Below are 25,532 nucleotides of genomic sequence, written 5' to 3' on the forward strand. Positions count from 1 at the left end.
CGCGGATCGGTTTCCGCTGCGTCGCGAGCGGGGCTCCGGTGCCCGGGCGGCCGGGGCCGGTGAGGGGACGCGCCCGGGCCGGTCGTTGCGCGGCGCCGGCAGCAGGCCCGGCCGCGGCGCTTGGCCACGGACCGCGGGCGAGCAGGAGGTCGTCCCGGTCACGCCGAGGGCGCCCGCGCTCAGGGCGGACGCCCGTTCCGACCGACGCCGGTCCCACGGGGACGCGCGGGGATCCTAGGCGGCCGGTCGCGCCGGCGCGTCCGCGGCGCGGGACGGATCCGTCGCCGTCGGGCGGCGCAGCGTCGTCCGGACCATGGCCTCGATGCCCTCCGCCGCCGAGGCCTCGGAGAACAGGCTCAGGTAGCGCGCCCGGGCCGCCCGGCCGAAGTCGCGCCAGCGCGCCGGGTCGGCGACCAGATCCGCCAGCACGGCGGCGATCGGCTCCGGGCCGCCCGGCGGGACGATCCAGCCGGTCTTCCCGTCCTCCACCACCTCGGGCAGGCCGCCGATCGCCGTGACGAGCGGCGGCACGCCGTAGGACATCGCCTCGATCGCCACGCGGCCGAGGGATTCGGGCCGCTGCGACGGCATCGTGACCACGTCGGCCCAGCGGTAGAGGGCGGCGGGATCGGCCACGAACGGCTCGAGCGTGACCTGCGCGGCGAGCCCCGCCTCGGCGATCCGCCCGACCAGGGCCCGCTCGCGGGCCTCGTCCTCGAAGGCGCTGCCGACGATGCGCAGCGCGATCCGCCGACGCACGGGCTCCGGCAGGGAGGCCAGCGCCTCCACGAGGACGTCCTGGCCCTTGATCCGGCTGATCCGGCCGAGCATCAGCACGCGGAGCGGGCGGGAGCCGTCGTAGGTGCTCCGATTCGGCTCGGCGGGACCCGCGATCCCGTTGTAGACGACCCGGGCGGTCGCCCCGCGGGGCAGGGCGTAGGCCCGCTCGGTGGCGCGCGAGTTGAACACCACGTTGGCGCCGCTCCAGCGGATCAGCCCGCGCAGGACCTTCAGCACGGCGCCTTCGGGGATCTCGTGGACGTGGACGATGCTCCGGCCGGGGACCAGCCGGGCGGCCAGCAGGTAGTCGGCCACCACGGTGGTGTTGATGTAGACGAGGTCGCTCGCGCGGATGCGGCGCCACGCACGGATCATCGCGATGGGCAGAGCCATCAGACCCAGGGTTACGAGGCGCGCCAGGTTCTTGCGCCGCAGGATCCAGAGCGGGGCGATCACGATCTCGCTGGCGAAGGGCTCCAGCGCGGCCACGATCGGCCCGCGTCGCGGCAGCACCACGTCGATCCGCGCACCCGGATGGGCGGCCCGGATCGTGCGGACGGTCTCGATGAAGCAGCGATCCGAGCCGTACAGCTCGAATCCCTGGTGGACGCATGTGATCCGAAGCTCCGCCGCGGCGTTGGCGACGGCCCGCAGCGCGGGGGCGGCAGCACGATCGCTGTCGCGCGCCGCTCTCAGTCCGAAGTTATCTACCATAAGATGATTTCTGTATTGAATAAACAACTAGCAGTTGTAGAAGCCGGTCGTCGGGATTGTATCCTTCGGATCTACAATAGGGCCGACACATTGGAAAGGAAGTTTCATGCCTGACCGCGCACCGAAACTACTTATTCTCGGCACGCGCGGTATCCCGGCCGCCCACGGTGGTTTCGAGACTTTCGCGGAACGTCTCGCGCTCTACTTGGTCGAACGCGGCTGGCAGGTCGGCGTGTACTGCCAGAGGGATGTCGAGACGGTGCGGGAGCGCATCGCGTGCAGCACCTGGAACGGTGTCGAGCTGATCACCGTGGAGATCGGCCTGCGCGGCCCCGCGGCGACACTCGCCTTCGACGCGATCTGCGCCCACGATGCCGCGACCCGCGGGGGCGTCTGCCTCGTGCTCGGCTACAACGGCGCCGCGTTCCTGCCCTACCTGCGGGCGCGGGGCGGGCGTATCCTGACCAACATGGACGGGATCGAGTGGCGCCGTCCGAAATGGTCGCTGCCCGTGCGCGCCTTCTTCTACGTCAGCGAGTGGATCGCCGCGTGGTCCTCGCAGCGGCTGGTGGCCGACCATCCCATCATCGCCGACCACCTCGCCCGTCGCAGGCCGCGCGGCGCCATCGCGACCATCCTGTACGGCGGCGATCCCCCGGCGGCCGATGTCGGGCCGCCGCCCCTCGGCCTCGCGCCGGACCGCTACCTCGTCTCGATCGCCCGCATCGAGCCGGACAACAACATCCTGACGCTCGTCGAGGCCTTCTCGCGCCGTGCCCGCGGCGTGCGGCTGGTGGTGCTCGGCTCGCTGCGGGTCGGCAACCCGTACCATCGCGCCGTGGAGGCAGCCGCCTCGCCGGAGGTGCTGTTTCCCGGGGCCATCTACGAGCCCGAGCAGGTCCAGGCCCTGCGGGTCCACGCGCGGGCCTACCTCCACGGCCACACCGTCGGCGGCACCAACCCGTCGCTGGTCGAGGCGCTCTGGGCGGGCAATGCCGTGGTCGCCCACGACAATCCGTTCAACCGGGGCACGGCTGGCGACGGTCAGTTCTACTTCTCGGATCCGGACAGCTGTGCCGCGGCGATCGAGCGTGTGCTCTCCGACGGGGCCGCGGTCGCGGCGGCCCGCGCGGCGGCGCGGGCGCGCGCCGAGCAGTTCCGCTGGGATGCCGTGCTGGCCTCGTACGAAGATGCGCTGCGCCGTGTCGGCGGCTACCCGCCGGCCCCGGACAATGCGGCGCGCGCCGCCGCGGCAGCGCCCGTCAGCGCCACGGCCGGTCCGGGATGGTAGGCCCCAGCCGCCGGTCGGTGCTGGCCGGCGTCCTCGCGGCGGGTGCGGGTGTCCGACCCGTCCAGGGCAGTCCCGCGCCGGTCGCCCTGCGCCGGGGCATCGCCCTCTGGCCCTGGTTCTCGCTGACCACCGAGTACCCGCCCCCGCGGACCGACTACGCGTGGCCGCCCTTCCAGGCCGGACGGCCGGTGCCGACCCGCGACGACCTCGCCCGGATCGCCGGGTTCGGCTTCGACTTCGTGCGCCTGCCCCTCGATCCCGGGCCGTTCGTGGCCTTCACGGGGCCGCGGCGCGCCGAACTCCTCGGCACCTTGTCGGAGGCCGTCGACGCGGCGCTGGCGGCCGGGCTGCGCGTCCTGGTCAATGTCCAGGCGAACGCCGCGACCCACCACTACACGCCCGACGCGTTCTACGGCTCGGACCAGGCGCCGCTCTTCGCGGCCTATCGCGACCTCGTCGGAGACCTCGCGCGCCTGTGCGCGCGGAAGGGCACGGACCGCGTGGTCCTGGAGCCGGTGAACGAGCCGCCGCAGGCCTGCGGCGGCGGCGCCTGGAACCGGGTGCAGGACGGGCTCCTGGCCGCGGCCCGCGCGGCCGCGCCGGCGCTCACCCTGGTGGCGACCGGCTCCTGCGGCAGCCTCGTCGCCGGCCTGACGGCTCTGGATCCGGCCGCGCTCGCGCGGTTCGCGCCGCTCCTCTACACCTTCCACTTCTACGAGCCGTACCTGTTCTCCCACCAGGGGGCGACCTGGCTCACCGAGGAGCCGTTCTACCGCTGGCTCACCGCCGTGCCCTGGCCCGGGAGCCGCGGCACGCTGCGCGAGACCCTCGAGGCGGTGCGGGCGCGCATGGAGACGGACCGCACGGTGCCGCAGGCCGAGAAGGCGCGCGACCGCGCGGTGATCGAGGCGAAACTGCACGCGTATTTCGAGGCCGCGCCCGGCCCGGCCTACATCGCCGACGCGATGGCGCCGGTCGCGACCTGGGCGGACCTCTACGGGATCCCGCGCGGGCAGGTGCTGATGGGCGAGTTCGGCGCCCTGCGCACCGACGCCCGTTTCACGGCGTCCCGGGCGCCGGACCGGGCCGCCTACATCCGGGACGTGCGGCTGGCGGCGGAGGCGAACGGGTTCGCGTGGTCGTTCTGGAACCTGTTCGACGGCCTCGGCCTCATGGACGACGCGCACGTCGCAGATCCCGCCCTGATCGCGGCGCTCGGGCTGCGGGCCCGGCCCTGAGGCGGTCCCCGACCGATCCGCGGCTCGGGCCCTCTCAGCCGCGGCGCGGAAGGGGCGGGAACAGGACAATGAGCATCAGGGCGAACTTGGCGAGCAGGGTCGTCTTGCCGGCCAGGCCTTCGAACGTGTTCACGAGGATCACGAAGGTCAGGATCGGGAGCCAGACGCCGCGCCGACAATCCCGCGCGATCTCGGCGAGGTAGAGCCCCACCGCGATCACCAGCACCCCCGTGACCAGGATGCCGTGGTAGAGCACGGCCGAGATGATCGAGTTCTCGATGCCCCATTCCAGGCCGTAGATCCGGCGCAGCGTGTTCACCTGCAGGAAGTCGGGGGCGAGCAGGAGCTGCCGGAACGGGATCGCGTCGAACACCGTGAGCATGTCGACCCGGGCCTGCGCGCTGCCGCCGTCCGAGACGAACCGGTCCAGCAGGGTGTCGAAGAACCCGGCCGAGGCGAGGACCGCGACCAGCACGGGCAGCAGGGTCAGGGCGAAGCACGCGCAGGCCGCCGCCGCCAGCGGGACGCGGCCGGTGCGCAGGGTGCGGTTCAGGGACACGAGCCCGACAGCGCCGCCGAGGATCAGCGTCGTGACGGTGGCCGAGCGGCCCCCGAACGTGACCAGGGCGACGAGCTGGAGGACGATCATGGCGGCGCGCGGCATCGGCGCCAGGCGGCCGCCGCCCTTGGCCAGCGCCAGGATGTAGCACGCCGTCATGGTCGCGTTGGCCAGCGGGTGGCCCTGGAGGGCCGCCGAGCGGGTGTCGGACTCGAACGCCACCCCGTCGAACCGGTAGGGGAAGAAGCGCTGGCCGCTCGCGAGCTCGAACAGGCCGAGCAGGGCGTTGGCGAGCATCACAAGGTGGAAGATCGTCTCCAGCCGCCCGAGCGTTTCGGCGTCCCTGTCCATCAGGAGGATCGGGACGAGGCCGGCGAGCACGAAGGTGTCGATGGAGCCGGCGAGGCCCGCACCGCCCCGGGCCGCGATCAGCGCGAGGAGCAGCACGCCGCAGGCGGCCAGGAGCACGCTGGCCGGTCGCCGGTTCAGAGCCCCGGCCACCGGGATCACCGGATTGCCCGCGCGCATCAGGGTCCAGCCGATCAGGACGACCGCCAGGTAGGTGGCGGGGTGGATCTTCGAGGCGGCCGAGCCGGTGATCCCCTCGTAATTGAGGCCGAGCACCCACAGGAGGCCGCCCGAGACCCCGACGAGGAGCAGGGCCCAGACCGACAGGGCCACCGATTCCGCCCGCAGGAGAGCGCGCAAAACCGGGCCCGTGCGCGCCGCCGGATCGTGGCGGCGCGCGAAGCCGGTCTGCCGGAGGGTCCTCACGCCTTGCGCCGGGTCAGGAGCAGGGAGCCGGAGATCGGCCGGCCCAGCGCCTCCGACGTGTCGACGAGGTCGATCAGGTCGCGCTGGCGCGTCGCGCCGTTGCAGGCGACGAGGAGCAGCCGGTCGGCGGCGGCCGCCAGGGGACCGAGCCGCAGGTTCTCGGTCAGCACGCCGCCGTCGACGAGCACGAGGTCGAAGCGTCCCTTCACGCCCGCGATGAAGCGCTCGACATTGGCTGGGGTCAGGGCGTCGCGCAGGGGCTTCTCGGTGTCGCCGAGCCCGACCCGGCGGGCGCCGGAGGCCGGGTCCGTCTGGGTCACGGCGTTGAGGCTCTGCTCGCCGCGGAGCACGTCGAGGAGGCCTCCGGTGCCGGAGCCGTCCGCCCGCAGGTCGGCGTCGACGCGCAGGACGCGGTCGCCGCGCGCGACGGCGACCGCGGCGAGCAGCCCGATCACCGCCTGGCGCTCGGCCTCGTCGGATTCACCCGAGGTGACGAGCAGCGCCAGCGCGTGGCCGCTCTCGCCTGAGGTCGCGGCCAAGTGGTCGAGGGTGAGGCTCGCGGCGCTCGCGCTCGCGCCCCGCGGCCGCAGGCCGGGCAGCACGGCCACCACCGGGGCGTTCGACAGCCGCTCCAGCTGCCGCGGTGAGAGCACGGTCGGCGCCAGATATTCCCGCGTCAGCGCGAGGCCGGCGCCGAGGCCGAGGCCGCCCGCGAGGGCGGCGGCGACCAGGATCAGCCGCGGCGGCCAGCTCGGATCCTGCGGCGGCCGCGCCGCGGTGATGATCCGGGCGTTCGAGCTGTCGATGCTGGTCTGCTCCTTGATCTCCCGGGCGCGCACCAGGAAGGCGTTGTAGACCGAGCGCGCCGCGTCGACCTCGCGCTCCAGTTCGCGCTGCTGCACCGACGACTGGGCGTTCACCGCCGACTGCCGCTGCAGGCGCTCCAGCTCCACCGCGAGGGTCCGCTCGTTGGCCTGGGCGCGCTGGGCCTCGGTCTCCGCGGCGCCCGCGATGCGGTTCAGCTCGGCGTCGATCAGCCGGCGGACGTCCTGCATCTGGGCGCGCACCGCGGCGATGAACGGGTGGCGCTCGCCGAGATTGGTGCGCAGGTCCGCCTCCTTGGCGGCGAGCTCCGCGTACTGCCCGCGCAGGCGCTCGATCACCGAGGACTGGACCGCCTCCGGCATCGCCCCGGACCCGATCGCCTGCCCGCGCGCCTCCCGGATCCCCTGGAGCCGCGCCTTGGCGTCGGCGGTCCGCGCCCGCGCGGCGACCAGCCGCGCGTTCAGGTCGGTGAGCTGCTGCTCGTTCACGAGCCGGCCGCTCGACGCGATCAGGCCGTTGCGCGCCTTGTAATCCTCGAGCTTCTTGTCGGCGGCGTTGACCGCGTTGCGCAACTCGTCGAGGCGGCCGCGCAGCTCGCCCGCGGCGCGCTTGGCGGCGTCCGAGCGGGCGTCGGTGTGGTCCGTCAGGTAGGCGCTCGCGATGGCGTTGACGATCCGCGCCGAGAGATCGGGGTCCGTCGTGGTGACCACGAGATCGATGACGAAGACCTTGTCGGCGCGCTTGACCGCGAGCCGCCGCCGCAGCTGGTCCAGCGCCCGGCCGCGGGCGTCGACGGGCCGCTCCGCCCTCGGCCCGGCCACCAGCGCGCGGAGTTCGCCGAGGACCCGCGTGACGACGCCGTCCTGCGGCGCGCCGAAGCCCGGCGCGGTCGCGAGCCCGACCTGATCGACCGCCCGGCCCAGCACGGCATCCGACTCGATCACCTTCACCTGGCTCTCGACCTGCGCGATGCCCCCGTCCGGCGACAGGCCGGCGGGGTTGACGTCGTTCGAGACGACCTGCCGGTCGCGGGGATCGATCAGGATCTGCGCCGTGGCGGTGTAGAGAGAGGGCGTGATCAGCGCGTAGGCGAGGGCGAGCAGGCCGAGCAGCAGCGCCGTCCCGAGGACCAGCCGCTTGCGCCGCCACAGGATTCGCCACAGGTCGCCCAGCTCGGCGGTGGTGTCGGGGCGGTTCGGGCCCGGACGCTCGGGATGGGCCGGCTGCACGGGGGTGAGCCACGTCGCGACAGCGATGTTATGGTCGATCTGTGCCACGATCGGTCACCGTCGTCTCAAACCTGGTCGGTCCCTCGCGGGTGCCTTCCCCACTGCAAGAGTCGCGCAGCCTCCTGACAATGGATCGGGACCGCGATCCGCGCCGGAGCGGCCCGGATGACTGGGAGCGTGGTAAATCAAATCCGCGCGGCGCGCTCCCGCGCACGCCTCGTTCATCGCGGTCCCGGTGTTGCTGCAGCGTGTCGGCGGCGCGGACGCGGCGTCGCATCGCGGCGGGCCGCCGAGGGACCGTCCGGATGTCCCGCACGCCGCGGTGCCGCAGCGCCCGCCGACCCAGACCCATGCGTTCAGACATCGGCGTGGATAACGCCTTCGGGCTGCTCTATTCCCCGATCGGATAAATTGTATTGGCTCTTCCGAGACGCAACAATCGCTTCAAGCTGCGATCTGTACTCTAACTCAGGTGCTCTGCCATGGAAGCGATCGGCGTCGAGGACCGGGGCGGCGGCCGGCGCGACGCCAGCGCCCGCCTGCGTCGGATCGCGGCCGCCACCGGCGTCCCGATCGCCGCCTTCTTCGGGGCGCCGGCGCCGCGCCCGCTGGCGGAGCTCAGCGAGCTGATTGGCCTGTGGCAGTCGATCGCCGACCAGGAGGGCCGCAACGCGATCCTGGCGGTGGCCCGGGCGCGGGCCGCCGGGACGAAGGACGGGCCGGGCGGGCCGGCCTGACGGACCGGCCCGCGGATTTTGCGGTGCCCGGCCCTGGCGGGAACGCGCCGGGACCGCTACATGATGGGAGCGGGGCTGCAGAGTTCGTCAGGAGCACTATCCCCGGGGCCTTATCGACTCCCTCGGGAGCTGTCCCTGGCCTCGTCCCTGGACTTGGCCAACACGGCGCCCACCTACGCTGTAGGTTTCCCGGGATCGATCCTCCAACGGCTCACGTGGCTCCGCACCCGACCTCTCCCAGAACCGGCACCGAGGCTCCGGACGCCGCCCGCAAGGCGGAACTGCGCGCCGCGGCCCTCGCCGCCCGCGACGCCCTCGATCCCGCGACCCGGCAGGCGGCCTCGGCGGCGATCGGGAACGCGCTCCTCGCGCTGCCCGAGCTCGCCCAGGCCCGTCTCGTGGGCGCCTTCTGGCCGATCCGCAGCGAGGTCGATCCCCGGCCCGCCGCCGAGGGCCTGCGCGCCCGCGGGCAGGCCGTGGCCCTGCCGCACGTCACGCCGGACGGCCTGGTGTTCCGGGAATGGCGCGCCGGCGACGCCCTCGTCGCCGGCCGGTTCGGCCTCAGCGAGCCCGACCCGTCGCTGCCGCCGGTGGAGCCCGACGCGCTGATCGTGCCGCTCGCGGCCTTCGACCGGACCGGGCAGCGCATCGGGTACGGCCGCGGCTACTACGACGGCGCGATCGCGCGCCTGTCCCGGACGAACCCCGTCCTGACCGTCGGCATCGGCTTCGCTGCCCAGCAGGTGGCGCGGGTGCCGGCCGAGCCGCACGACCGCCCCCTCCAGTTCGTGATCACCGAAGACGGCGTGATCCGCTGCGACAGGACCGCCTGACCCATGCGCCTGCTCTTCCTCGGCGACGTCGTCGGGCGTTCGGGCCGCACCGTGGTGTGCGAGCAGCTGCCACGGCTCCGGGAGCGCTGGCGCCTCGACTGCGTGGTGGTCAACGGCGAGAACGCGGCCGGCGGCTTCGGCATCTCCGAGACGATCTGCGACGAGCTGATCCAGGCGGGCGCCGACGCGGTCACCCTCGGCAACCACAGTTTCGACCAGCGCGAGGCGATGGTGTTCATCGCCCGCCAGCCGCGCCTGGTGCGGCCGGCGAACTATCCGCCCGGCACGCCGGGCCGCGGCGCCACGGTCGTGGAGACCCAGGGCGGCGCCCGCGTCCTCGTGGTCAACGTGATGGGCCGGGTCTTCCTCGACGCGATGGACGATCCCTTCGCGGCGGTGGAGCGCGAGCTCACCGCCTGCCCCCTCGGCGCGGCGGCGGACGCGGTGATCGTCGACGTCCACGCCGAGGCGACGAGCGAGAAGCAGGCCTTCGGCCACTACCTCGACGGCCGGGCGAGCCTCGTGGTCGGGACGCACACGCACACGCCCACGGCGGATCACCGGATCCTGCCCGGCGGCACGGCCTACATGTCGGATGCGGGCATGTGCGGCGATTACGATTCGGTGATCGGCATGCAGAAGGACGAGCCGATCCGCCGCATGATCCAGAAGACGCCCGGCTCCCGCTGGGAGGTCGCCGTCGGCGAGGGCACCCTGTGCGGCATCGCGGTGGAGACGGACGCGCGCGGCCTCGCCACGCGGGTCGCGGCCCTCCGCCTTGGGCCGAATCTCGAGGAGACCGCGCCGCATTTCTGGGATTAGCGCCCTGTCCGGCCCGGTGGATGCCGGTTTGGCGTAAGGCGGTCGCGGGCCGCTAAGCCTTTTGTGCGGGACTGGTCTCGATCGGCCTGGGCATAGCTCCGCGATGACCTTCCCGAGACTTGATCGCGTGCGGGCCTACCCCCACAGTGCCCCCCGAGGGGCGCCGATGGCCGGCTGCCGCGTGGTGAGATCAGGCTAGAACGATCGATGGCCGCCCGAGAAACCGGCGACGACAAGAATGGGCCGCTGGCACAGCCCGGGATCTATCTCGGGCGGATGGTCATCTTCCTGATCCTTGTAGGCTTCCTGGCCTTCATTCTGTTCCGGCAGATCACACCGGCCTTCCTGGCCAATCCCGGGCTCAACGGGCTCATCCTCGGTGTGCTGCTGATCGCCGTCCTGATCGCCTTCGGGCAGGTCGTTCGGCTGTTCCGCGAGACCACCTACGTCAACGCCGTCGCGGGCGGCGCGCAGGTGAAGAAGCCGCCCGCCCTGCTGGCGCCGATGGCGCCGATGATCGCCGCGCGGGCCGGCGGAGCCACCCTGCCGGGGACGACCGGCTACCTCGACACGATCGCGGTGCGCCTCGACGAGGGCCGCGAGATCCTGCGCTACATCTCCGGCATCCTGATCCTGCTCGGCCTGCTCGGCACCTTCTGGGGCCTCATCGACACGCTGTCGGCGGTCGGCGGCGTCATCAAGGGCATGCGCGGCGGCGGCGATGCCGGCGTGATGTTCGACGAGCTGAAATCGGGCCTCGCGGTCCCGCTCTCCGGCATCGGTCTGGCCTTCTCGGCCTCGCTGTTCGGCCTCGCCTCGTCGCTGATCACCGGCTTCCTGGAACTGCAGGCGGGCCAGGCCCATGCCCGGTTCCACAACGAGCTGCAGGACTGGCTGATGTCCGGCGCGGCAGCTCCGGAGGCGGCGCCGGTCGCGGCGGCGGCGACCGCGGCGCGGCCGGCCGCCGGCACGCAGGAGCTGAAGGAGGCGGTCGACCGCCTGAGCGCCCTGGTGGCCGAGGGCGGCGGCAGCCGCGCGGCGACCCAGGCGATGACCAACCTCGCCGAGGGCATCCAGGGCCTCGTCCAGCACATGCGCGCGGAGCAGCAGATGATCCGCGACTGGGTCGAGGCGCAGGCGAGCCGCGAGCGCGAGCTGAAGCAGGTGCTGGACCGGCTGGGCCGGGAGCGCGTCTAGTGGCCTCCACGGCGACCCGGACCCGGCGGACGCTCAACGTCTGGCCCGGCTACGTCGACGCGCTGGCCACGCTGCTGCTGTCGGTGGTCTTCCTGCTCACGGTCTTCGTGGTCGGGCAGTTCTTCCTGTCGCAGGAGCTGACCGGACGGGACGAGACCCTGGCCAGGCTCAACCGCCAGATCGCCGACCTCACCGACCTCCTCGCCCTGGAGCGGACGAACCGCCGCAACCAGGAGGAGGAGGCCCGCAATCTCCGCACGACGCTCGCCGGCGTCGAGGCCGAGCGCGACCGGGCCAAGGTGCAGGCCGAGGCCGCGACGGTCAGCCAGGGCGCGGCGGGCAGCCTCGACAAGCAGCTGGAGACCGAGCGCGGCGCGACCCGGCGGGCGCAGTCCCAGATCGACCTGCTCAACGAGCAGATCAGCGCCATGCGCCGCCAGCTCGCCGCCCTGGAGGACGCCCTCGCGGCCTCCGAGAGCCGCGACAAGGAATCCCAGGCCCGGATCGCCGAGCTGGGCAGCCGGCTGAACGTCGCCCTCGCGCAGAAGGTCCAGGAGCTGGCCCGCTACCGGTCCGACTTCTTCGGCCGCCTGCGGCAGATCCTCGGCAACCGGCCCGACATCCGCGTGGTCGGCGACCGCTTCGTGCTGCAATCCGAGGTGCTGTTCCCGGCCGGCTCCGCGACCCTCAAGCCCGAGGCCGGGCCGGAGCTCGACCGCATCGCCGGCGCGGTCTCGGAACTCGCCAAGCAGATCCCGGCGGATCTGCCCTGGGTGCTGCGAGTCGACGGACACACCGACGCGCGCCCGATCAGCACGTCGCAGTTCCCGTCGAACTGGTCGCTCTCGGCGGCGCGCGCCATCGCGGTGGTGCAGTTCCTCGCCGGCAAGGGGATCCCGCCGCAGCACCTCTTGGCGGGCGCCTTCGGCGAGTTCCAGCCCCTCGAAGCCGGGGCGACCGAGGAAGCCTACGCCCGCAACCGCCGGATCGAGATGAAGCTCACCGAGCGCTAGCGCTGTCGGACCGCCGCGGCGCCGCAGGGGGTGTCGGCGCGCGGCCCGCGTCCGGTGACCAGTCTCGCGGCGATCTCGCTCCGCGTTCCCAGGTGCATGTGCCGATCAAGCCAGCATCCGATCGTCTTACGAGAGCTTCGAACACCAGAAGCCGGAAGAGATAGGCGGTAATTGTTCCGGCGGGCGCCGATTTTTCCGGTGCGCGCCGCAGCTCTGCTGGATTAACGCATCGTTATCCTTGACGTCCCATGGTGCGGCCGATCCAGGGAGACCGTATCGATGTCGAAGCTCAGCCTGTCCCTGAACGCGGTTCGGCCCGGAACCGACGATCACCCCCGGCCGCACGTCGCCCTGCGGGACGAGGCCAGCGCGATCGCCGCGGCCGTGCGGGTCTTCGAGGACGGGCTGACGGACCTGCGCGCGGGCGTGCGGGCCGCGGACGACGCCGCGTCCGCCGCGGCGGCGGCCGACGCGGCGACCGGCCTCCTGGCCGGCATCGCCGGTCAGACCAGCCTGATGGCGCTTCGGGCCGCGATCGAGGCGGCCCGCGACGGCGGAGAGGGCCGGGGATTCGCGGCCGCGGCCGCGGAGGTCAGGGACCTGGCCGGGCAGATGGCGCGGGCGACCGACACGATCGTGGCCCAGGTCGGCCAGATCCAGGCCGCGGCGGAGCGGGCGCAGGATACCGCGACCCGCGGGCAGCGCCAGGCCGCGTCCGCGCACTGAGGCCGCGCATCCCGCACCGGTGATCCGTCGCGCGGACGGGCGCCGGCCCGGGCGGCTCCGGGCGCGGCCCGGCTACTCGGCGACCGGCAGGCGCTCGCCCCGGCTGCGGGGCTCCTTGCCCCGCGCCGTCTCGTCCAGCGCGTCGGTGAACTGCAGGTTCGCGAGCTGGGCGTAGAGCGCGCCCTGAGCCAGCAGGCTCTCGTGGGTTCCGGTCTCGACGATGCGGCCGTCGTCGAGGACCAGGATGCGGTCCGCGGCGCGGATCGTGGCGAGCCGGTGGGCGATCACCAGCGTGGTCCGGCCCTGCATCAACGTGGCGAGGGCGGCCTGGACGGCGCGCTCAGACTCGGCGTCCAGGGCCGAGGTGGCCTCGTCGAGGAGCAGGATCGGCGCGTCCTTGAGGATCGCCCGGGCGATGGCGATGCGCTGCCGCTGGCCGCCCGAGAGGGTCACGCCGCGCTCGCCCACCTGGGTCGCGTAGCCCTGCGGCAGGGCCGAGACGAAGCCGTGCGCGTTGGCGAGTTCGGCCGCGCGCCGGACCTCCGCCTCGCCGGCCTCCGGGCGGCCGTAGCGGATGTTCTCGGTGACGGTGCCGGAGAACACGACGGGGTCCTGGGGCACCAGGGCGATGCGGGCGCGCAGGCGCTCGGGATCGACCTGGGCGATGTCGGCGCCGTCGACCAGGATCCGGCCGCCCTGCGGGTCGTAGAAGCGCAGCAGCAGCTGGAACACCGTCGACTTCCCAGCCCCGGAGGGCCCCACGATGGCGATGCGCTCGCCGGGCGCGGCCGCGAAGCTGAGGCCGCCGAGGGCGGCGTGTTCCGGGCGGGTGGGGTAGGCGAAGCGCACGTCCTCGAAGGCCACCGCGCCCCGCGCCGGCTCGGGCAGCGGGAGGGCCGGGGACGGCGCGCGGATCGCCGGCTCCGCGGCGAGGATCTCGGTGAGCCGCTCGGCCGCGCCGGCCGACATGGCGAGGTCGCCGTAGACCTCGGAGAGCTGCCCGAGGGCGCCGGCGCCGAACACGGCGTAGAGCACGAACTGCGAGAGCTCGCCGCCCGTCATCGTGTGGTTCAGGACGCCCTGGGCGCCGTACCACATCACCCCGACCACCGAGGCCGAGATCAGGAAGATCGCGACGCCGGTGAGCAGCGCGCGGGCCCGGATCGAGGCCTGGGCGGCGCCGTAGGCCTCCTCGGAGGCCGCCGCGAACCGGGCCGCCGTCGAGTCGGAGCGGCCGAAGGCCTGCATCGTCCGCACCGCCCCGACCGCCTCGGCGGCGTAGGCCGAGGCCTCGGCGAGCCGGTCCTGGGCCGCCCGGGAGCGCCGGCGCACGCCGCGGCCCGACACGATCAGCGGGAAGACGATGATCGGGATCGCGGCCAGCACCATCACCGACAGGCGCGGGCTCGTCACCACCATCATGGCGGTGGCGCCCACGAACAGGAACAGGTTGCGCAGCAGGATCGAAACCGAGACGCCGAAGGCCGACTTGATCTGCGTCGCGTCCGCGGTGAGCCGCGAGACGATCTCGCCGGACTGCGCCCGGTCGAAGAACGCCGGATCGAGCTGGGTCAGCCGCGCGAAGACGGCGCTGCGGAGGTCGGCGACGACCCGCTCGCCCAGCGTCACCACCGTGTAGACGCGGGCCGCGCTCGACAGCGCGAAGGCCGCGACGACGCCGAGCAAGGCGAGGAAATAGGCGTCGATCACGTTCGAGCCGTCGGCGGTGAAGCCGTGGTCGATGACCCGGCGCATGGCGATCGGGACGACCAGCGTCGAGGCCGACGCGCAGATGAGGGCGACGAGCCCCGCGGCGATCCGTGCGCGGTAGCGCAGCGCGAAGGGGAGGAGCGGCCGGAGGGCGCTCAGCGGGGCTCTGGGTCGGCCGGCCGCGGCCGCCTTGGTCTTACGGGCCATCACGCCTCACGTGTTGTCGTTCTCCCGGTCCGCGGCGCTTGTGACCGGGGAGCGGCTGCGGTATAGGCCGCCGCTCATCCGATTGCGTGTGTTCAATGGCCGCGGGCCGCCACCACGGTCGGCTTGGACGTGCCGTTGCCACGAACCCATGGTTCGGTGCAACCGGTGACATCTTCCGCATTCCGGGCCGGGCGGCGCCTCCTGCGCTTCCCGCCGGCGTGCCAGACAGGGACCAAGGTCATGGCGAAGGACGCGGCCGCGAAGGCCAAGGGGACCGAGCACCCCGATTACCACTTCATCAAGGTCGTGATGACGGACGGTACCGAGTACCAGACCCGTTCGACCTACGGGAAGGAGGGCGACACCCTCAATCTCGACATCGATCCGCTGACCCATCCGGCCTGGACCGGCGGTGAGCAGAAGATGCTCGACCGCGGCGGCCGCGTGTCGCGCTTCAACTCGCGGTTCGGCAACCTCGGCAAGCGCTGAGCGCCGCAGCCGTCACGGCGACGCTGTACGAGACGGGCGGTCCCTGGCGGGGCCGCCCGTTTTCGTGCGCGGCGTCGCGCGGTCGCGGCCGCGCGCGTTGTCCACAGGACGGGTTTGCGAAGATCGGCGGGACCGCGACGCGAACCGCGCGTCCGGATGCGGGGACGGAAACGCTTCTTCTCGGACGGGCCGTGCCCGCGGCCTCCGCGGCCGGGTCCGGCCGCCGCCGGCGCATTCAAAGCGCGGCCGGGCCGTCGTATCCTTCCCCGGTCACCCGCGGTTCGCCGGAACGCCGCCGCGCGGGCGGCCCGCCTGTCCGGGGGCCGAGGCTCTCCGGACGCACTGCTAGGATCGAGATCCGATGAGACGTCTTCTGCTGCTGTTCCTCGCCCTGGTCGGTCTGGCCGTCGCGCCGGCCATGGCCGCGGACAAGATCAAGGTCGGCATCATGGGCGGGGATGCCGAAGTCCTCTGGGCGAAGGCCAAGGAGATCGCGGCCCGCGACGGGCTCGACATCAACCTGGTGGTGTTCTCCGACTACCTGCTGCCGAACGAGGCGCTCCAGTCCGGCGACCTCGACGCCAACGCCTTCCAGCACAAGCCGTTTCTCGCCAACCAAGTCAAGGCGCGGGGCTACAAGATCGTCCCCGTCGGCGAGACGATCGTGACGCCGATCGGCCTGTACTCCAAGCGGGTCAAGGCCGTCGGGGATCTGAAGGACGGCGCGCAGATCGGCATCCCGAACGACCCGTCGAACGGCGGTCGGGCGCTCCTGCTGCTGCAGGCCGAGAAGCTGATCCGCCTGAAGGACGGGGTCGGCCTGCTGCCGACGGTCTTCGACGTCGTCGACAATCCCAAGCGCCTGAAGTTCCAGGAGGTCGACGCCGCGCAGCTGCCCCGCAGCCTCGAGGATCTCGACGCCGCGGTGATCAACACGAACTACGCCGTCGATGCCGGCCTGATCCCCGGCAAGGACTCCATCGCGATCGAGTCCAAGGTCGACAACCCCTACAACAACGTCATCGTGGTCCGCGAGGCGGACACGGGCAAGCCCTGGGTGCCGAAGCTGGTCCACGCGTTCCAGAACGACGCGATCCGGCAGATCCTGAAGGAGCAGTTCCCGGGCCAGTTCCCGGCGTTCTGAGCGTCGGGGCCGGGACGCCGGCCTCGCGCGGCGGCGCTCTCCGGAGCGTCGCCCGGCCCCCGCTCAGCCCTCGCTCATGCGGAAGGCCATCCGCAGCAGGCCCTGCTGCGCGGCGACGGGGCTCTCCACCGGCTGCGGCGTCGGCCGGTCCTCGGCGATCAGCGCGTCGAGGTGCAGGATGCGGCTGTGCAGGCGCCGGGCCCGGAGGATCAGCTGCTGCAGGCGCATCGGCAGCAGGTTGAAATCCTGCTGCTTCGGCGGCTCGGCCGTACCGAGCTTGACCCGGTGCTTCTCCAGGAGGGCCTCGGCCGGGGTCATCTCGCCCTCGGCGACGGCGCGCTGCACCAGGAGCCACGAGGCGATCTGCATCAGCAGCGTGGTCAGGCGCATGCTCTCGGCCGCGTAGCTGAGCGTCGCGTCCCGGGACACGAGGCGCGACTCGTCGCGGCCCTCGCCGTCGAGATAGGCGGCCGTCTCCTCGACCAGGGTCATCCCGTCGCGGAACAGCGCCTTGAAGGCTTCCGAGTTGACGTAGGACCTGCCGAAATCGACCCAGTCCTGATCGTCCCGGAACGTGACATCGAAGCCGTTCATCTGCCTCTCCTGTGCCGTCCGACGGCCCGGCTCGTTCCGATCCGGGACGCTCCGTCCGTGGCTTTCGGACGACGCCGCAATCCTAGCGCCGATTGGCCCGGACAGCAGGGTTCATGTTTTTTTAACCTTAACCCGCCGCCCGGGATCTGGAGAAGTGCCGCGGATGGCGGCACCCGCGCTCAGAACGAGGCGCGGATACCGCCGAAGAGGCTGCGGCCGCTCCCGGGATAGAAGGCGGCCAGCGTGGCCGGGCCGCCCGCCGTCGCGGCGGCGTTCGCCACCACGGCGATGTCCGAGACGTAGCGGGCGTTCGTGAGGTTGCGGGCATCCACGAACAGGGCGACGCCGTCGGCGAGATCGAGGCCGGCCTCGACGCCGAGCAGGGTGTAGCCGGGCACCCGCAGGGTGTTGGCGTGATCGGCGAAGGCGCCCTGCGGCACCCAGTCGAGCGACGGCGCGACGTGGAAGCCGCGCGGGTGCCGGTAGCTCAGGACGGTGCGCAGCACGTCGGCCGGGATCCCGGCGATGCGGTTGTTGCCGAAGACCGGGTCGCCGACGAACCGGAAGTCGTTGTGGGTCCAGATCTGGGTCACGCTGAGCCCGTCGCCCGCCGCCGCGAGGTCGCGGACGAGGTCCAGGGTGAGCGCCGCCTCGACGCCCTGGTGGACGGAGCGGGGGGTGTTGAAGGTGGCGGCCGGGATGTTGAGGCCGGGATTGGTCGCGAAGTTGATCAGCTCGTCGCGCAGGTCCGAGCGGTAGAGCGTCACGTCGAAGGCGAGGCGGTCGACGCGGCCGCGGGCGCCGGCCTCGTAGGTCCAGGCGCGCTGCGCCCGCAGGGGCACGAAGGTTGTGCTCAGCAGGTTCTGCTGCACGAGGTCGGAGAAATCCGGCACGTCCCGGGACCGGACGACGTCGCCGAAGATCTGGATGTCGGGCCGCGGCTGCCACAGCAGGCCGACCTTCGGGTTGACGCCCGCGTAGGTCACGTCGGCGAAGCGCGGGTTCGGGTTGCCCGGCAGCCCGCCCTTGTCGCTGAAGGTCCGGTTCGACGAGAACGCCTTCGCGCCGGTCATCAGCGCCACGTCCGGCAGGAACCAGAAGCGGTTCTCGCCGTAGGCCTCGACGCTCGAGGCGCTCTGCAGGGCGTTGAGCGTCTGCGCCCCCCGCTGACCGCGGACGTTGACGAATTGCAGCGCGGAGTTCTGGCCCGCGAAGGCGCGCAGGCCCAGCACCACGTCATCGCGGAAGCCGCCGAGATCGAAGGTCCCGGCCCAGTGCGGGCTGATCCCGTAGGTCCAGCCGTCCTGGTCGATCGCCTGGAAGATCGGGTGGTACAGGCTCTTGTGGATCGCCCAGGTGTCGACGTCGAGCTTGCCCACGTCGAGCAGGAACGAGGTGCGGTTCGCGATCCGCTCCGTCTCGACCTTGCGGGACTGGTTGCCGGTGATCGCCGTCGGGTTGGCCAGTGTCGGCGTCGAGAGGCTCTGGCCGAGGGTCAGGGTGCCCGGCAGCTTCTGATCGGTGAGGTAGGTGCCGAGATAGAAGCGGGTCTCGATGTCGGGCGCGATCCGGTAGCCGATATTGGCGTTGAAGTTCTTCGTGGCCTGGGCCTCGTGGGCGCGGAACCCGTCGGAATTGGTCAGCGTCGCGTTGACCAGCCCGTCGAGCGGCCCGTCGATGCGGGACATCTGCGCCTGCTCGCGGATCGTGCCGAAGCTGCCGCCGTCGACCCGCAGAATGTTGGGCGCCAGCGCGGTGTAGGCCGTGGGCGTGACGGCGTTGACCGCGCCGCCGAGCGTCGTGGCCCCGAAGGTGAGGGCGTTGCCGCCCTTGTAGACCTCCACCGAGCGCAGGGCGAGCGGGTCCACCTGATAGAAGTCGCCGCTCCCGTCCGCGAGGTTGAGCGGGATCCCGTCCTGCAGCAGCTCCAGCCCGCGCAGGTGGAAGGCGCGGGCGATGCCCGAGCCGCGGACCGACAGGCGCAGCTCCTGCCCGTAGCGCTCCTGCACGTAGACGCCGGGCACGTCCTTGAGCACGTCGCGGAGCGTGTTGGTGTAGCGGTCCTGGAGCGCCGCGGCGTCGACGAAGGCCACGGAGCCGACGGTCCCCGCGAGGGCGGCCCTCTGGCGGTCGACGCTCGGCACCGAGAGCGAGCCGCGGGTCTCGTCCGACGGCGCGTCCGTCGCGGCGGCGCCGACGACGCTGAGTTCGGACAGGGTGACCGAGGCGGCGGACGGTGCCTGGGCCGCGGCCGGCGTCGCGCAGGTGAACAGCAGGAGCGCGGCGCGTCGGCCGGCCCGGAACTGGCGGGGCATGGTGTGGGATCCGTGTCTGGCGATCGGGAGGAGGCGGCGATCGGTCAGACGACGGGCGGGGCGCGGGCTCCGAGGCCGGGACGCGGGGGCGCCCGCGGGAGGGCGACGCGCCGCGGCCGGGCGGCGGCGGCCGCGACGGGTCGGGCGACCGGGACGGCGGCGACGGTCGACGGCGCGGGCAGGGTGGCGGGCCCGGCCGCGTGGCAGGCGACGCAGCAATCCCCGCGATGAGGGGCCGGCAGCTGTTTGCCGGCCGGTGCCGGATCGATCGGGTCGCCGTCGGCGAGGCAGAGGACGTGGTCCGGCCCCGCGGCGGCGGAGGCCAGGCCGCCGAGGACGCCCTGCAGCGCCAGGGCGTAGAGGGCGAGGAGCGCCACGATCCGGGCGAGCGCGCGCGCCGGCCGCGCGGGGGCGACCCGAAGGTCCGCGCGGCCGCGACGGCCGGGCGCCGCGGCGGCCCGGCCTCGTGGATCTGCTCGCGTCACGGCTGTCGCCCGGCGGCCGAAGCTCGGTCCCGGGCGGCTAGTGCTGGTGCTGGTGCTGGCCGCCCGGTGCGCCCGCGCCGATCGGCGCCACCGTGAAGATCACCGGCACGGCGCCGGCGCGCTGGAAGGTGAGCGTCCCCGCGACGGTCTCGCCCGCCTTCGGCGCGCCGGTCAGGTCCTCGAACATGAGGTGATAGCCGCCGGGCTTCAGCTCCACGGTCTCGCCGGGCTTGATGGTCAGGCCGTTCGTGACCGGCGCCATCTTCATGACGCCGCCCTCCATCGACATGGAGTGGATGTCGCTGCTCTTGGCGAACGGCACCGTGGCGCCCGTGAGCGTGTCCGGCGCACTCCCCGTGTTGGTGATGCGCACGTACCCGCCGGCGACCTTGGCGCCGTTCGGCGTGGCGCGCAGCCACGGCGTCTCGATCGTCAGGTCACCGGCCTTCACGGTCGCCGCGGCCGCGGCCGTCCCCGCGGCCGGCGCGCCGCCCGCCTGGGCGACCTGGACGATCCGGAAGGACGGCGCGGCCGTCTTCAGGTCGTGGGCGTCCTGACCGGCCTTGGGGATCTCCGACCAGGAATAGCTGCCCTCCGCGCAATCCTGCTGGACCGGGACGTAGACGGTCGCTCCGGGCTCGAACGTGCCGGCGACCTGCGCCAGGAAGGTGAACTCGTCGACCTGATCGTCCGGAAGGGAGCCGCCGCTCCACGTGATCGACGTCACGCCCTCCGCGGCCGTGCCGTGATGGGTCGCGTAGGTCTTGGCGTAGGGTCCGCGCGTCGTCGCGAGGGTCCAGCCGGGTTTCGGCATCGGCTTGGCGCCGATCAGGCCCTCCGGGATGGTGACGCTCACGCGCGTCGTCGGCTTGCCGTTGCAGCCGTGCATGATCTGGACGACGCCGCGATACGAGGCGCCGGGGGCTGCCTGCTTGCGTTCCAGCACCGCGTGGGCCTGCGCCGCGGAGGCGAGCAGCCCGAGGCCGAGGGCGGCCGAGACAAGGGTCTTCATGGGAATACATCCGTCCTGAGGGATCCGAGAGGTGGTGATCGCTCAGGCGGTCGGCGGCCCCCTCGGGGACGCGATGGTGCCGGGCGGCGCGCGGGCGCCGACGCTCCGGTTGAGGGGCCAGGCCGGCCGCAGGTCCGCGGTCGCGACCCATCGGAAGCCGACGGACGGGGGGCGCGGCCGGAGCGCCGGGCCGGTGGCCTGGGCCGCCGTGCAGCAATCGCCGTGGTCGTGGGGGACGGGCGCGCCCGATGGAGCGGACGCGTCGGCATGCTGCGCGCAGAGGCCGTCGGTCGCCGCCGGCATCGGCATCAGGCCGCCGAGAAAGGCCTGGAGCAGCAGGGCGTAGAGCGCCAGCAGGGCGACGACGGCCCGGAGGGCCGGCCCGACACGTCGATCCGAAAGGGCCTCGCCCGAATCCATGCTGCTCCTGCGCGCCGTCCGAACCGGACCGCTATGGCATCCCTGCCACACCGGCGCGACGATGGCTGTTGCCAGGGTGCCGCAGACGGACGCCGCGTGCGCTGGCGCACGGCGATGCCACATTCCGGCCCCTTCGATAGGGAGTCTTAACGCCATCCCGACACCGTGGCGCCCGAGACAATCCGCTCCCGTCACGACCTGACGAACCCCGGACCAGAGCCAGCGACCGATGCGCAAGAAGGCACAAAACCGGTTCCCCGCGATCCTCGGCGTCGCCGCCCTCGGCGCGCTCGGCATCGGCGGCGCCCAAGCCCGCGATCAGGGCAACTATGCCCAGGCCGAGTGGGCGCAGGACTACGCCTCACCCGCCGGCATGCAGGTGCAGCGCGAGACGGTGCCGATCCTCTCGCCTCAGACCGTGACGTCCACCGAGCAGATGGTGGAGCGCTACAAGGACATCGTCGCCCGCGGTGGTTGGCGGCAGGTTTCCGGCGCCGACCACCTGCGGATCGGCTCGCGCGGCCCGGCCGTGGCGGCCATCCGCCAGCGCCTGATCGTCACCGGCGACCTCGATCCGGCCGCGGGCGGCTCGGGCGTGTACGATTCGTACGTCGCCGCGGGCGTGAAGCGGTTCCAGGCCCGGCACGGCCTCAGCCAGACCGGCGCGATGACGATGGCCACCCAGCAGGCCATGAACGTGCCCGCCGACGTGCGCCTGCGCCAGCTCGAGATCAACGTCGTGCGCCTGCGCTCCTACTCGGGCGATCTCGGCCGGCGCTTCGTGATCACCAACATCCCGGCCGCGCTCGTCGAGACGGTCGAGAACGGTCAGGTCGTCACGCTCCACGCCGCCGGCGTGGGCAAGATCGACCGCCAGTCGCCGATCATGAACACCAAGGCGACGCAGATCAATTTCAACCCGACCTGGACGGTCCCGGCTTCCATCGTGAAGAAGGACCTGATCCCGAAGATGCAGAAGGATCCGAACTACCTCACGGACAACAAGATCCGGATCCTGTCGAACGGCTCCGAGGTCTCGCCGAAGTCGGTGAACTGGTTCTCGGACGAGGGCACCCGCTACACCTACCGGCAGGATTCGGGCGCCGACTTCAACTCGATGGGCATCGTCCGCATCAACATCCCGAATCCCTACGGCGTGTTCATGCACGACACGAACACCAAGGGCGTGTTCGGCGACGATTTCCGCTTCATCTCCTCGGGCTGCGTGCGCGTGCAGAACGTGCGCGAGTACATCACGTGGCTGCTGAAGGACACGCCCGGCTGGGACCGACAGAAGGTCGAGGAGGCGATCGAGAGCGGCAAGCGCATCGACGCCAACATCTCCCAGCCGGTGCCGGTCTACTGGACCTACATCACCGCCTGGTCGACCCCGGACGGTATCGTCCAGTTCCGCGACGACATCTACAAGCGTGACGGCGTGAACGTGCCCTCGACCATCGGCGCGCCGACCCCGGTCGCCAGCGCCGAGCCGATGCCGCAGACCTTCGAGCCCGGCGACGAGGAGTAGTCGGACCCGCGGGCGCCGGCCGCTCCCGGCGACGCCCGCCCGTCGAACCCGATCCGAGGCCCGCACCTCTGCCGAGGCGCGGGCCTCGCGCGTTCGGGGCCGCGCCTGTCATCCGGAGGTCAAACGCGTCTGGTTGGCCGCGGAGGCAGCGTCCCGGATGCCGGTTGCCGGCCTCCCGCGGGACGCCGCGCCGCGAAGCCGTGCAGGAGCCATCGATGTCGCGCGACACCCAGCCCGGAGGCCTGACCCGCCGGAGCACCATGGCGGGCGCCGCCGCCCTCGGCCTCGTCGCGGGCCGGGCCGGCGCGCAGGAAGCCGCCGAGGCCACCGAGGCCGCCGAGGCCACCGGGATCGTCTCCGCGCGCGACGCGGCCGGCGGGGAGCCGGTCCCGCTGCCGGGCGTGCTGGTGTCCAACGGTCGCGAGATCGCGCGGACCGACGAGCGGGGCCGATACCGCCTGCCGATGCCGGGCGACGGCGCGGTCTTCGTCATCAAGCCGCCGGGCTACGCCCTGCCGCGCGACGCCGACAACGTACCGCGCCACTCCTACATCCACCAGCCCGGGGGCACGCCCGCCGAGCTGGGCCTGCGCTATCGCGGCCTCGCGCCCACCGGGCCGCTCCCGGCCTCGATCGACTTCACCCTGACCCGCGCGGACGAGCCGGACGACTTCGACGTCGTGCTGTTCACAGATCCCCAGCCCGAGAGCCGGTTCGAACTCGACCACGTGCGCGACACCGCGGTCGCCCGCGCCATGGCGATCCCGGCCGCCTTCGGCCTGACCACAGGCGACGTGCTGTTCGACGATCTCTCGCTCTACGGCCGGTCCAACCGGATCGTCGGGCGGATCGGCCTGCCCTGGTACAGCCTGCCGGGCAACCACGACCTCAACATGCAGGCGCCGGACGCGCGCTACAGCCGCGAGACCTGGAAGCGGGTGTTCGGCGCGCCGACCTACGCGTTCCGGCACGGCCGGGCGTGGTTCGTGATGCTCGACAACGTCGAGTGGCTCGGGCCGCCGGTGCCGGTGGGCGCCAACACCTACCGGGGCCGGATCGGCGACCGCGGCCTGGCCTTCCTGCGCAACCTCCTGGCCGAGATCCCGCGGGACGACCTGATCGTGCTGGCCATGCACATCCCCCTGCACACCGAGACCGGCCCCGAAGAGCCCCGCACCCACACCACGGACCGCGCCGCGCTCCTCGACCTGCTCGTCGGCCGCAAGGTGCTGAGCCTCGCCGGCCACACCCACACGACCGAGCACCACTACCTCGCCGACGGGCACCACCATCACGTGCTCACCGCCGTCTCGGGCTCGTGGTGGAGCGGTCCCGACACCCGCACGGGCATCCCCTCGGCCGACAGCCGCGACGGCACGCCGAACGGGTTCCACGTCCTGTCGATCCGCGGCACCGACTACACGACGCGCTACGTCGCCGCGCAGGGGCAGCCGGACGAGACCATGCGGATCCTGTTCGAGAGCGAGCTGCGGGCCGGCGCGCCCGAGGTGGTGCGCTTGACCCGGCCGGTGCAGGGGCTGCGGCCGCCGGTGCCGCAGGACGCGCTCGCCGACACGACCCTGGTGGTGAACGTGTTCGACGGCGGCCCGCGCACGCGCCTCGTGTTCCGGGTCGGCGACGCGCCGCCCCGCCCGATGGCGCGCACCCGCCGCCCCGACCCGTTCGTCACCGAGCTCTACGAGCGCTACCCGGAGACGAAGAAGAGCTGGGTGAAGGCGGTGCCCTCGACCCATATCTGGACGGCGCGGCTCCCGGACGACCTCGCGCCGGGCGCCCACCGGGTCACCGTGGAGGGCGCGGACGAGTACGGCCGCCCGATCCGCGGCTGCACGGTGCTGGAAGTCACCGGCGAGCGCGGCCGCGGCTGAGCACGGGCGCCAGTCGTCCGGCGCCCGCGCGGGTCACGCCGCCAGCTGGCGGGCGCCGTGGCCGCCCTCTTGGATCTCCTCGACGATCTTCGCGCAGAACGCGTCGAGGTCGCCCGGATTGCGGCTCGTGACGATGCCGTGATCGGTCACGACGTCCTTGTCGTGCCAGCGGCCGCCGGCATTGATCACGTCGGTCCGGATCGAGCTGAACGAGGTCAGGTCGCGGCCCTTGGCCGCGCCGGTCTCGATCAGCAGCCACGGGGCGTGGCAGATCGCGGCCACGACCTTGCCGGAGGTCAGGAAGCTCCTGATCAGGGCGAGGGCCTGCGGCTCGAGCCGGAGCTTGTCCGGGTTGATCTGGCCGCCCGGGAGGACGAGGGCGTCGTAGGATGCCGGGTCGACCTGCTCCAGGTCGGCGTCGACCGCGACTTCCCGGCCCCAGTCGGTCTTGTCCCAGCCGCGGATCGTGCCCTTGCTCTGGCGCGATTGCGGGGCGGCGACGGTCACCGCGGCGCCGGCCTCGGCCAGCTTGGCCTGCGGGACGGTCAACTCGCTCTCCTCGAAACCGTCGGTGGCGAGGATCAGGATCTTGGCGTGGCGGATGTCGGGCATGGCGGGTCTCCGGTTCGGGGATCTGCCCGGCTAACGGAGGCTCGTGCCGCCCGTTCCCGCGGCCCTCCGCCGCCCGGCCGCGTCCGGGAGCGGACCCCGGACCGGTGATCGGAACCCCCGGGGAAGGCGGCCCGTTGGTCCCCATCCCAACCATCAGGAGTCGCGTCATGGCCAATCCCGGCCTTCCCGAGCCCACGCCCGGCGACCTGCCGCCGCCCCCGCCGACGCCCGAAGAGGAGCCCGATATCGGCCCGACCGGCCCGCGCACGCCCTATCCGGTGAACGATCCGGGGATCGGCGAACCGGGCGGTCCGGGCTCCGAGCCGGACATCTTCCCCGGCACGCCGACGGATCCCGGGACGCGCATGTGACGGCGCCCGCGACGGCGG

The 25,532-nt window shown here is 72.7% G+C and carries 23 protein-coding genes and 1 other RNA gene; 14 read left to right on the forward strand and 10 right to left on the reverse strand.

Annotated features, from left to right (window positions below):
• Positions 1-234 precede the first annotated feature (234 nt).
• Positions 235-1,494, reverse strand: coding sequence for a glycosyltransferase family 4 protein (locus BMY19_RS01335; RefSeq protein WP_100250649.1), 1,260 nt, complete (start codon positions 1,492-1,494; stop codon positions 235-237).
• Between the two features lie 106 nt (positions 1,495-1,600).
• On the opposite strand from BMY19_RS01335, the gene BMY19_RS01340 reads away from it, so the two are divergent.
• Entirely contained in the window at positions 1,601-2,785 is a 1,185-nt protein-coding gene (locus tag BMY19_RS01340; protein WP_100250650.1) for a DUF1972 domain-containing protein, read from the forward strand.
• The gene (locus tag BMY19_RS01345) at positions 2,779-4,023 is read left to right on the forward strand and encodes a glycoside hydrolase family 5 protein (RefSeq protein WP_100250651.1); all 1,245 of its coding nucleotides are present in this window, start codon (positions 2,779-2,781) and stop codon (positions 4,021-4,023) included. Before BMY19_RS01340 ends, BMY19_RS01345 begins: the two co-directional genes overlap by 7 nt.
• Before the next feature lie 34 nt (positions 4,024-4,057).
• Here BMY19_RS01345 and BMY19_RS01350 read toward each other — a convergent pair whose 3' ends face one another.
• Complete coding sequence (locus tag BMY19_RS01350; RefSeq protein ID WP_100250652.1) at positions 4,058-5,356, reverse strand: VpsF family polysaccharide biosynthesis protein; 1,299 nt, start codon at positions 5,354-5,356, stop codon at positions 4,058-4,060.
• A complete protein-coding gene (locus tag BMY19_RS01355; protein WP_100250653.1) occupies positions 5,353-7,458 on the reverse strand; it encodes a GumC family protein in 2,106 nt (701 codons plus the stop codon). Before BMY19_RS01355 ends, BMY19_RS01350 begins: the two co-directional genes overlap by 4 nt.
• A gap of 434 nt (positions 7,459-7,892) precedes the next feature.
• Between BMY19_RS01355 and BMY19_RS01360 the strand changes: the two genes are divergently transcribed.
• From BMY19_RS01360 to BMY19_RS31565, 7 genes are all read left to right on the forward strand, one after another.
• Positions 7,893-8,147 carry a hypothetical protein gene (locus BMY19_RS01360; protein ID WP_091679202.1) on the forward strand — a complete coding sequence of 85 codons (255 nt, stop codon included), beginning with the start codon at positions 7,893-7,895 and terminating at the stop codon, positions 8,145-8,147.
• A gap of 69 nt (positions 8,148-8,216) precedes the next feature.
• Positions 8,217-8,373: non-coding RNA, 6S RNA (ssrS, locus tag BMY19_RS01365), on the forward strand.
• Positions 8,363-8,980, forward strand: coding sequence for a 5-formyltetrahydrofolate cyclo-ligase (locus tag BMY19_RS01370; protein WP_100250654.1), 618 nt, complete (start codon positions 8,363-8,365; stop codon positions 8,978-8,980). The genes ssrS and BMY19_RS01370 overlap by 11 nt, the downstream gene beginning before the upstream one ends.
• Positions 8,981-8,983: 3 nt before the next feature.
• Complete coding sequence (locus tag BMY19_RS01375) at positions 8,984-9,802, forward strand: TIGR00282 family metallophosphoesterase (protein ID WP_091925469.1); 819 nt, start codon at positions 8,984-8,986, stop codon at positions 9,800-9,802.
• Positions 9,803-10,009: 207 nt separating this feature from the next.
• The gene (locus tag BMY19_RS01380) at positions 10,010-10,999 is read left to right on the forward strand and encodes a MotA/TolQ/ExbB proton channel family protein (RefSeq protein ID WP_100250655.1); all 990 of its coding nucleotides are present in this window, start codon (positions 10,010-10,012) and stop codon (positions 10,997-10,999) included.
• Positions 10,999-12,012, forward strand: coding sequence for a peptidoglycan -binding protein (locus tag BMY19_RS01385; protein WP_100250656.1), 1,014 nt, complete (start codon positions 10,999-11,001; stop codon positions 12,010-12,012). The genes BMY19_RS01380 and BMY19_RS01385 overlap by 1 nt, the downstream gene beginning before the upstream one ends.
• Before the next feature lie 279 nt (positions 12,013-12,291).
• Entirely contained in the window at positions 12,292-12,738 is a 447-nt protein-coding gene (locus BMY19_RS31565) for a methyl-accepting chemotaxis protein (RefSeq protein WP_100250657.1), read from the forward strand.
• A 72-nt stretch (positions 12,739-12,810) separates the two neighbouring features.
• On the opposite strand, the gene BMY19_RS01395 is transcribed toward BMY19_RS31565, so the two are convergent.
• Positions 12,811-14,655, reverse strand: a complete 1,845-nt coding sequence (locus tag BMY19_RS01395; protein ID WP_020090684.1) for an ABC transporter transmembrane domain-containing protein — start codon at positions 14,653-14,655, stop codon at positions 12,811-12,813.
• A 240-nt stretch (positions 14,656-14,895) separates the two neighbouring features.
• Here BMY19_RS01395 and rpmE point away from each other — a divergent pair, with 240 nt between their 5' ends.
• On the forward strand, positions 14,896-15,144 hold the full coding sequence (rpmE, locus tag BMY19_RS01400; protein WP_012322259.1) for a 50S ribosomal protein L31: 249 nt from the start codon (positions 14,896-14,898) through the stop codon (positions 15,142-15,144).
• A gap of 361 nt (positions 15,145-15,505) precedes the next feature.
• Positions 15,506-16,288 (forward strand): MetQ/NlpA family ABC transporter substrate-binding protein, encoded by a 783-nt coding sequence (locus tag BMY19_RS01405; RefSeq protein ID WP_100250658.1) that lies wholly within the window; start codon positions 15,506-15,508, stop codon positions 16,286-16,288.
• A gap of 63 nt (positions 16,289-16,351) precedes the next feature.
• On the opposite strand, the gene BMY19_RS01410 is transcribed toward BMY19_RS01405, so the two are convergent.
• From BMY19_RS01410 to BMY19_RS01430, 5 genes are all read right to left on the reverse strand, one after another.
• Positions 16,352-16,882, reverse strand: a complete 531-nt coding sequence (locus tag BMY19_RS01410; protein ID WP_020090682.1) for a protease adaptor protein RcdA — start codon at positions 16,880-16,882, stop codon at positions 16,352-16,354.
• Between the two features lie 179 nt (positions 16,883-17,061).
• Positions 17,062-19,197: a TonB-dependent receptor family protein gene (locus BMY19_RS01415; protein ID WP_100250659.1), complete on the reverse strand. Its 2,136-nt coding sequence runs from the start codon at positions 19,195-19,197 to the stop codon at positions 17,062-17,064.
• 44 nt (positions 19,198-19,241) lie between these two features.
• Positions 19,242-19,682, reverse strand: a complete 441-nt coding sequence (locus BMY19_RS01420; RefSeq protein ID WP_244534802.1) for a hypothetical protein — start codon at positions 19,680-19,682, stop codon at positions 19,242-19,244.
• Positions 19,683-19,719: 37 nt separating this feature from the next.
• Positions 19,720-20,694, reverse strand: a complete 975-nt coding sequence (locus BMY19_RS01425) for a copper chaperone PCu(A)C domain-containing protein (RefSeq protein ID WP_100250660.1) — start codon at positions 20,692-20,694, stop codon at positions 19,720-19,722.
• Positions 20,695-20,736: 42 nt separating this feature from the next.
• A complete protein-coding gene (locus BMY19_RS01430; protein ID WP_100250661.1) occupies positions 20,737-21,114 on the reverse strand; it encodes a hypothetical protein in 378 nt (125 codons plus the stop codon).
• 229 nt (positions 21,115-21,343) lie between these two features.
• Between BMY19_RS01430 and BMY19_RS01435 the strand changes: the two genes are divergently transcribed.
• Positions 21,344-22,642, forward strand: a complete 1,299-nt coding sequence (locus BMY19_RS01435) for a L,D-transpeptidase family protein (RefSeq protein ID WP_020090677.1) — start codon at positions 21,344-21,346, stop codon at positions 22,640-22,642.
• A gap of 215 nt (positions 22,643-22,857) precedes the next feature.
• Positions 22,858-24,531 (forward strand): calcineurin-like phosphoesterase C-terminal domain-containing protein, encoded by a 1,674-nt coding sequence (locus tag BMY19_RS01440; protein WP_100250662.1) that lies wholly within the window; start codon positions 22,858-22,860, stop codon positions 24,529-24,531.
• 33 nt (positions 24,532-24,564) lie between these two features.
• Here BMY19_RS01440 and BMY19_RS01445 read toward each other — a convergent pair whose 3' ends face one another.
• Complete coding sequence (locus BMY19_RS01445; protein ID WP_100250663.1) at positions 24,565-25,143, reverse strand: type 1 glutamine amidotransferase domain-containing protein; 579 nt, start codon at positions 25,141-25,143, stop codon at positions 24,565-24,567.
• Positions 25,144-25,310: 167 nt separating this feature from the next.
• Between BMY19_RS01445 and BMY19_RS01450 the strand changes: the two genes are divergently transcribed.
• Positions 25,311-25,514, forward strand: coding sequence for a hypothetical protein (locus BMY19_RS01450; protein WP_012322267.1), 204 nt, complete (start codon positions 25,311-25,313; stop codon positions 25,512-25,514).
• Positions 25,515-25,532 lie beyond the last annotated feature (18 nt).

The organism is Methylobacterium sp. UNC300MFChir4.1, assembly GCF_900110155.1.
GTDB lineage: Bacteria > Pseudomonadota > Alphaproteobacteria > Rhizobiales > Beijerinckiaceae > Methylobacterium.

Excerpts from the sequence above, each read along its gene's own strand:
- BMY19_RS01335 (WP_100250649.1), bottom strand. The coding sequence starts at position 1,494 with ATGGTAGATAACTTCGGACTGAGAGCGGCGCGCGACAGCGATCGTGCT.
- BMY19_RS01340 (WP_100250650.1), top strand. The coding sequence starts at position 1,601 with ATGCCTGACCGCGCACCGAAACTACTTATTCTCGGCACGCGCGGTATC.
- BMY19_RS01345 (WP_100250651.1), top strand. The coding sequence starts at position 2,779 with ATGGTAGGCCCCAGCCGCCGGTCGGTGCTGGCCGGCGTCCTCGCGGCG.
- BMY19_RS01360 (WP_091679202.1), top strand. The coding sequence starts at position 7,893 with ATGGAAGCGATCGGCGTCGAGGACCGGGGCGGCGGCCGGCGCGACGCC.
- BMY19_RS01375 (WP_091925469.1), top strand. The coding sequence starts at position 8,984 with ATGCGCCTGCTCTTCCTCGGCGACGTCGTCGGGCGTTCGGGCCGCACC.
- BMY19_RS01380 (WP_100250655.1), top strand. The coding sequence starts at position 10,010 with ATGGCCGCCCGAGAAACCGGCGACGACAAGAATGGGCCGCTGGCACAG.
- BMY19_RS31565 (WP_100250657.1), top strand. The coding sequence starts at position 12,292 with ATGTCGAAGCTCAGCCTGTCCCTGAACGCGGTTCGGCCCGGAACCGAC.
- BMY19_RS01395 (WP_020090684.1), bottom strand. The coding sequence starts at position 14,655 with ATGGCCCGTAAGACCAAGGCGGCCGCGGCCGGCCGACCCAGAGCCCCG.
- rpmE (WP_012322259.1), top strand. The coding sequence starts at position 14,896 with ATGGCGAAGGACGCGGCCGCGAAGGCCAAGGGGACCGAGCACCCCGAT.
- BMY19_RS01405 (WP_100250658.1), top strand. The coding sequence starts at position 15,506 with ATGAGACGTCTTCTGCTGCTGTTCCTCGCCCTGGTCGGTCTGGCCGTC.
- BMY19_RS01410 (WP_020090682.1), bottom strand. The coding sequence starts at position 16,882 with ATGAACGGCTTCGATGTCACGTTCCGGGACGATCAGGACTGGGTCGAT.
- BMY19_RS01415 (WP_100250659.1), bottom strand. The coding sequence starts at position 19,197 with ATGCCCCGCCAGTTCCGGGCCGGCCGACGCGCCGCGCTCCTGCTGTTC.
- BMY19_RS01425 (WP_100250660.1), bottom strand. The coding sequence starts at position 20,694 with ATGAAGACCCTTGTCTCGGCCGCCCTCGGCCTCGGGCTGCTCGCCTCC.
- BMY19_RS01430 (WP_100250661.1), bottom strand. The coding sequence starts at position 21,114 with ATGGATTCGGGCGAGGCCCTTTCGGATCGACGTGTCGGGCCGGCCCTC.
- BMY19_RS01435 (WP_020090677.1), top strand. The coding sequence starts at position 21,344 with ATGCGCAAGAAGGCACAAAACCGGTTCCCCGCGATCCTCGGCGTCGCC.
- BMY19_RS01440 (WP_100250662.1), top strand. The coding sequence starts at position 22,858 with ATGTCGCGCGACACCCAGCCCGGAGGCCTGACCCGCCGGAGCACCATG.
- BMY19_RS01445 (WP_100250663.1), bottom strand. The coding sequence starts at position 25,143 with ATGCCCGACATCCGCCACGCCAAGATCCTGATCCTCGCCACCGACGGT.
- BMY19_RS01450 (WP_012322267.1), top strand. The coding sequence starts at position 25,311 with ATGGCCAATCCCGGCCTTCCCGAGCCCACGCCCGGCGACCTGCCGCCG.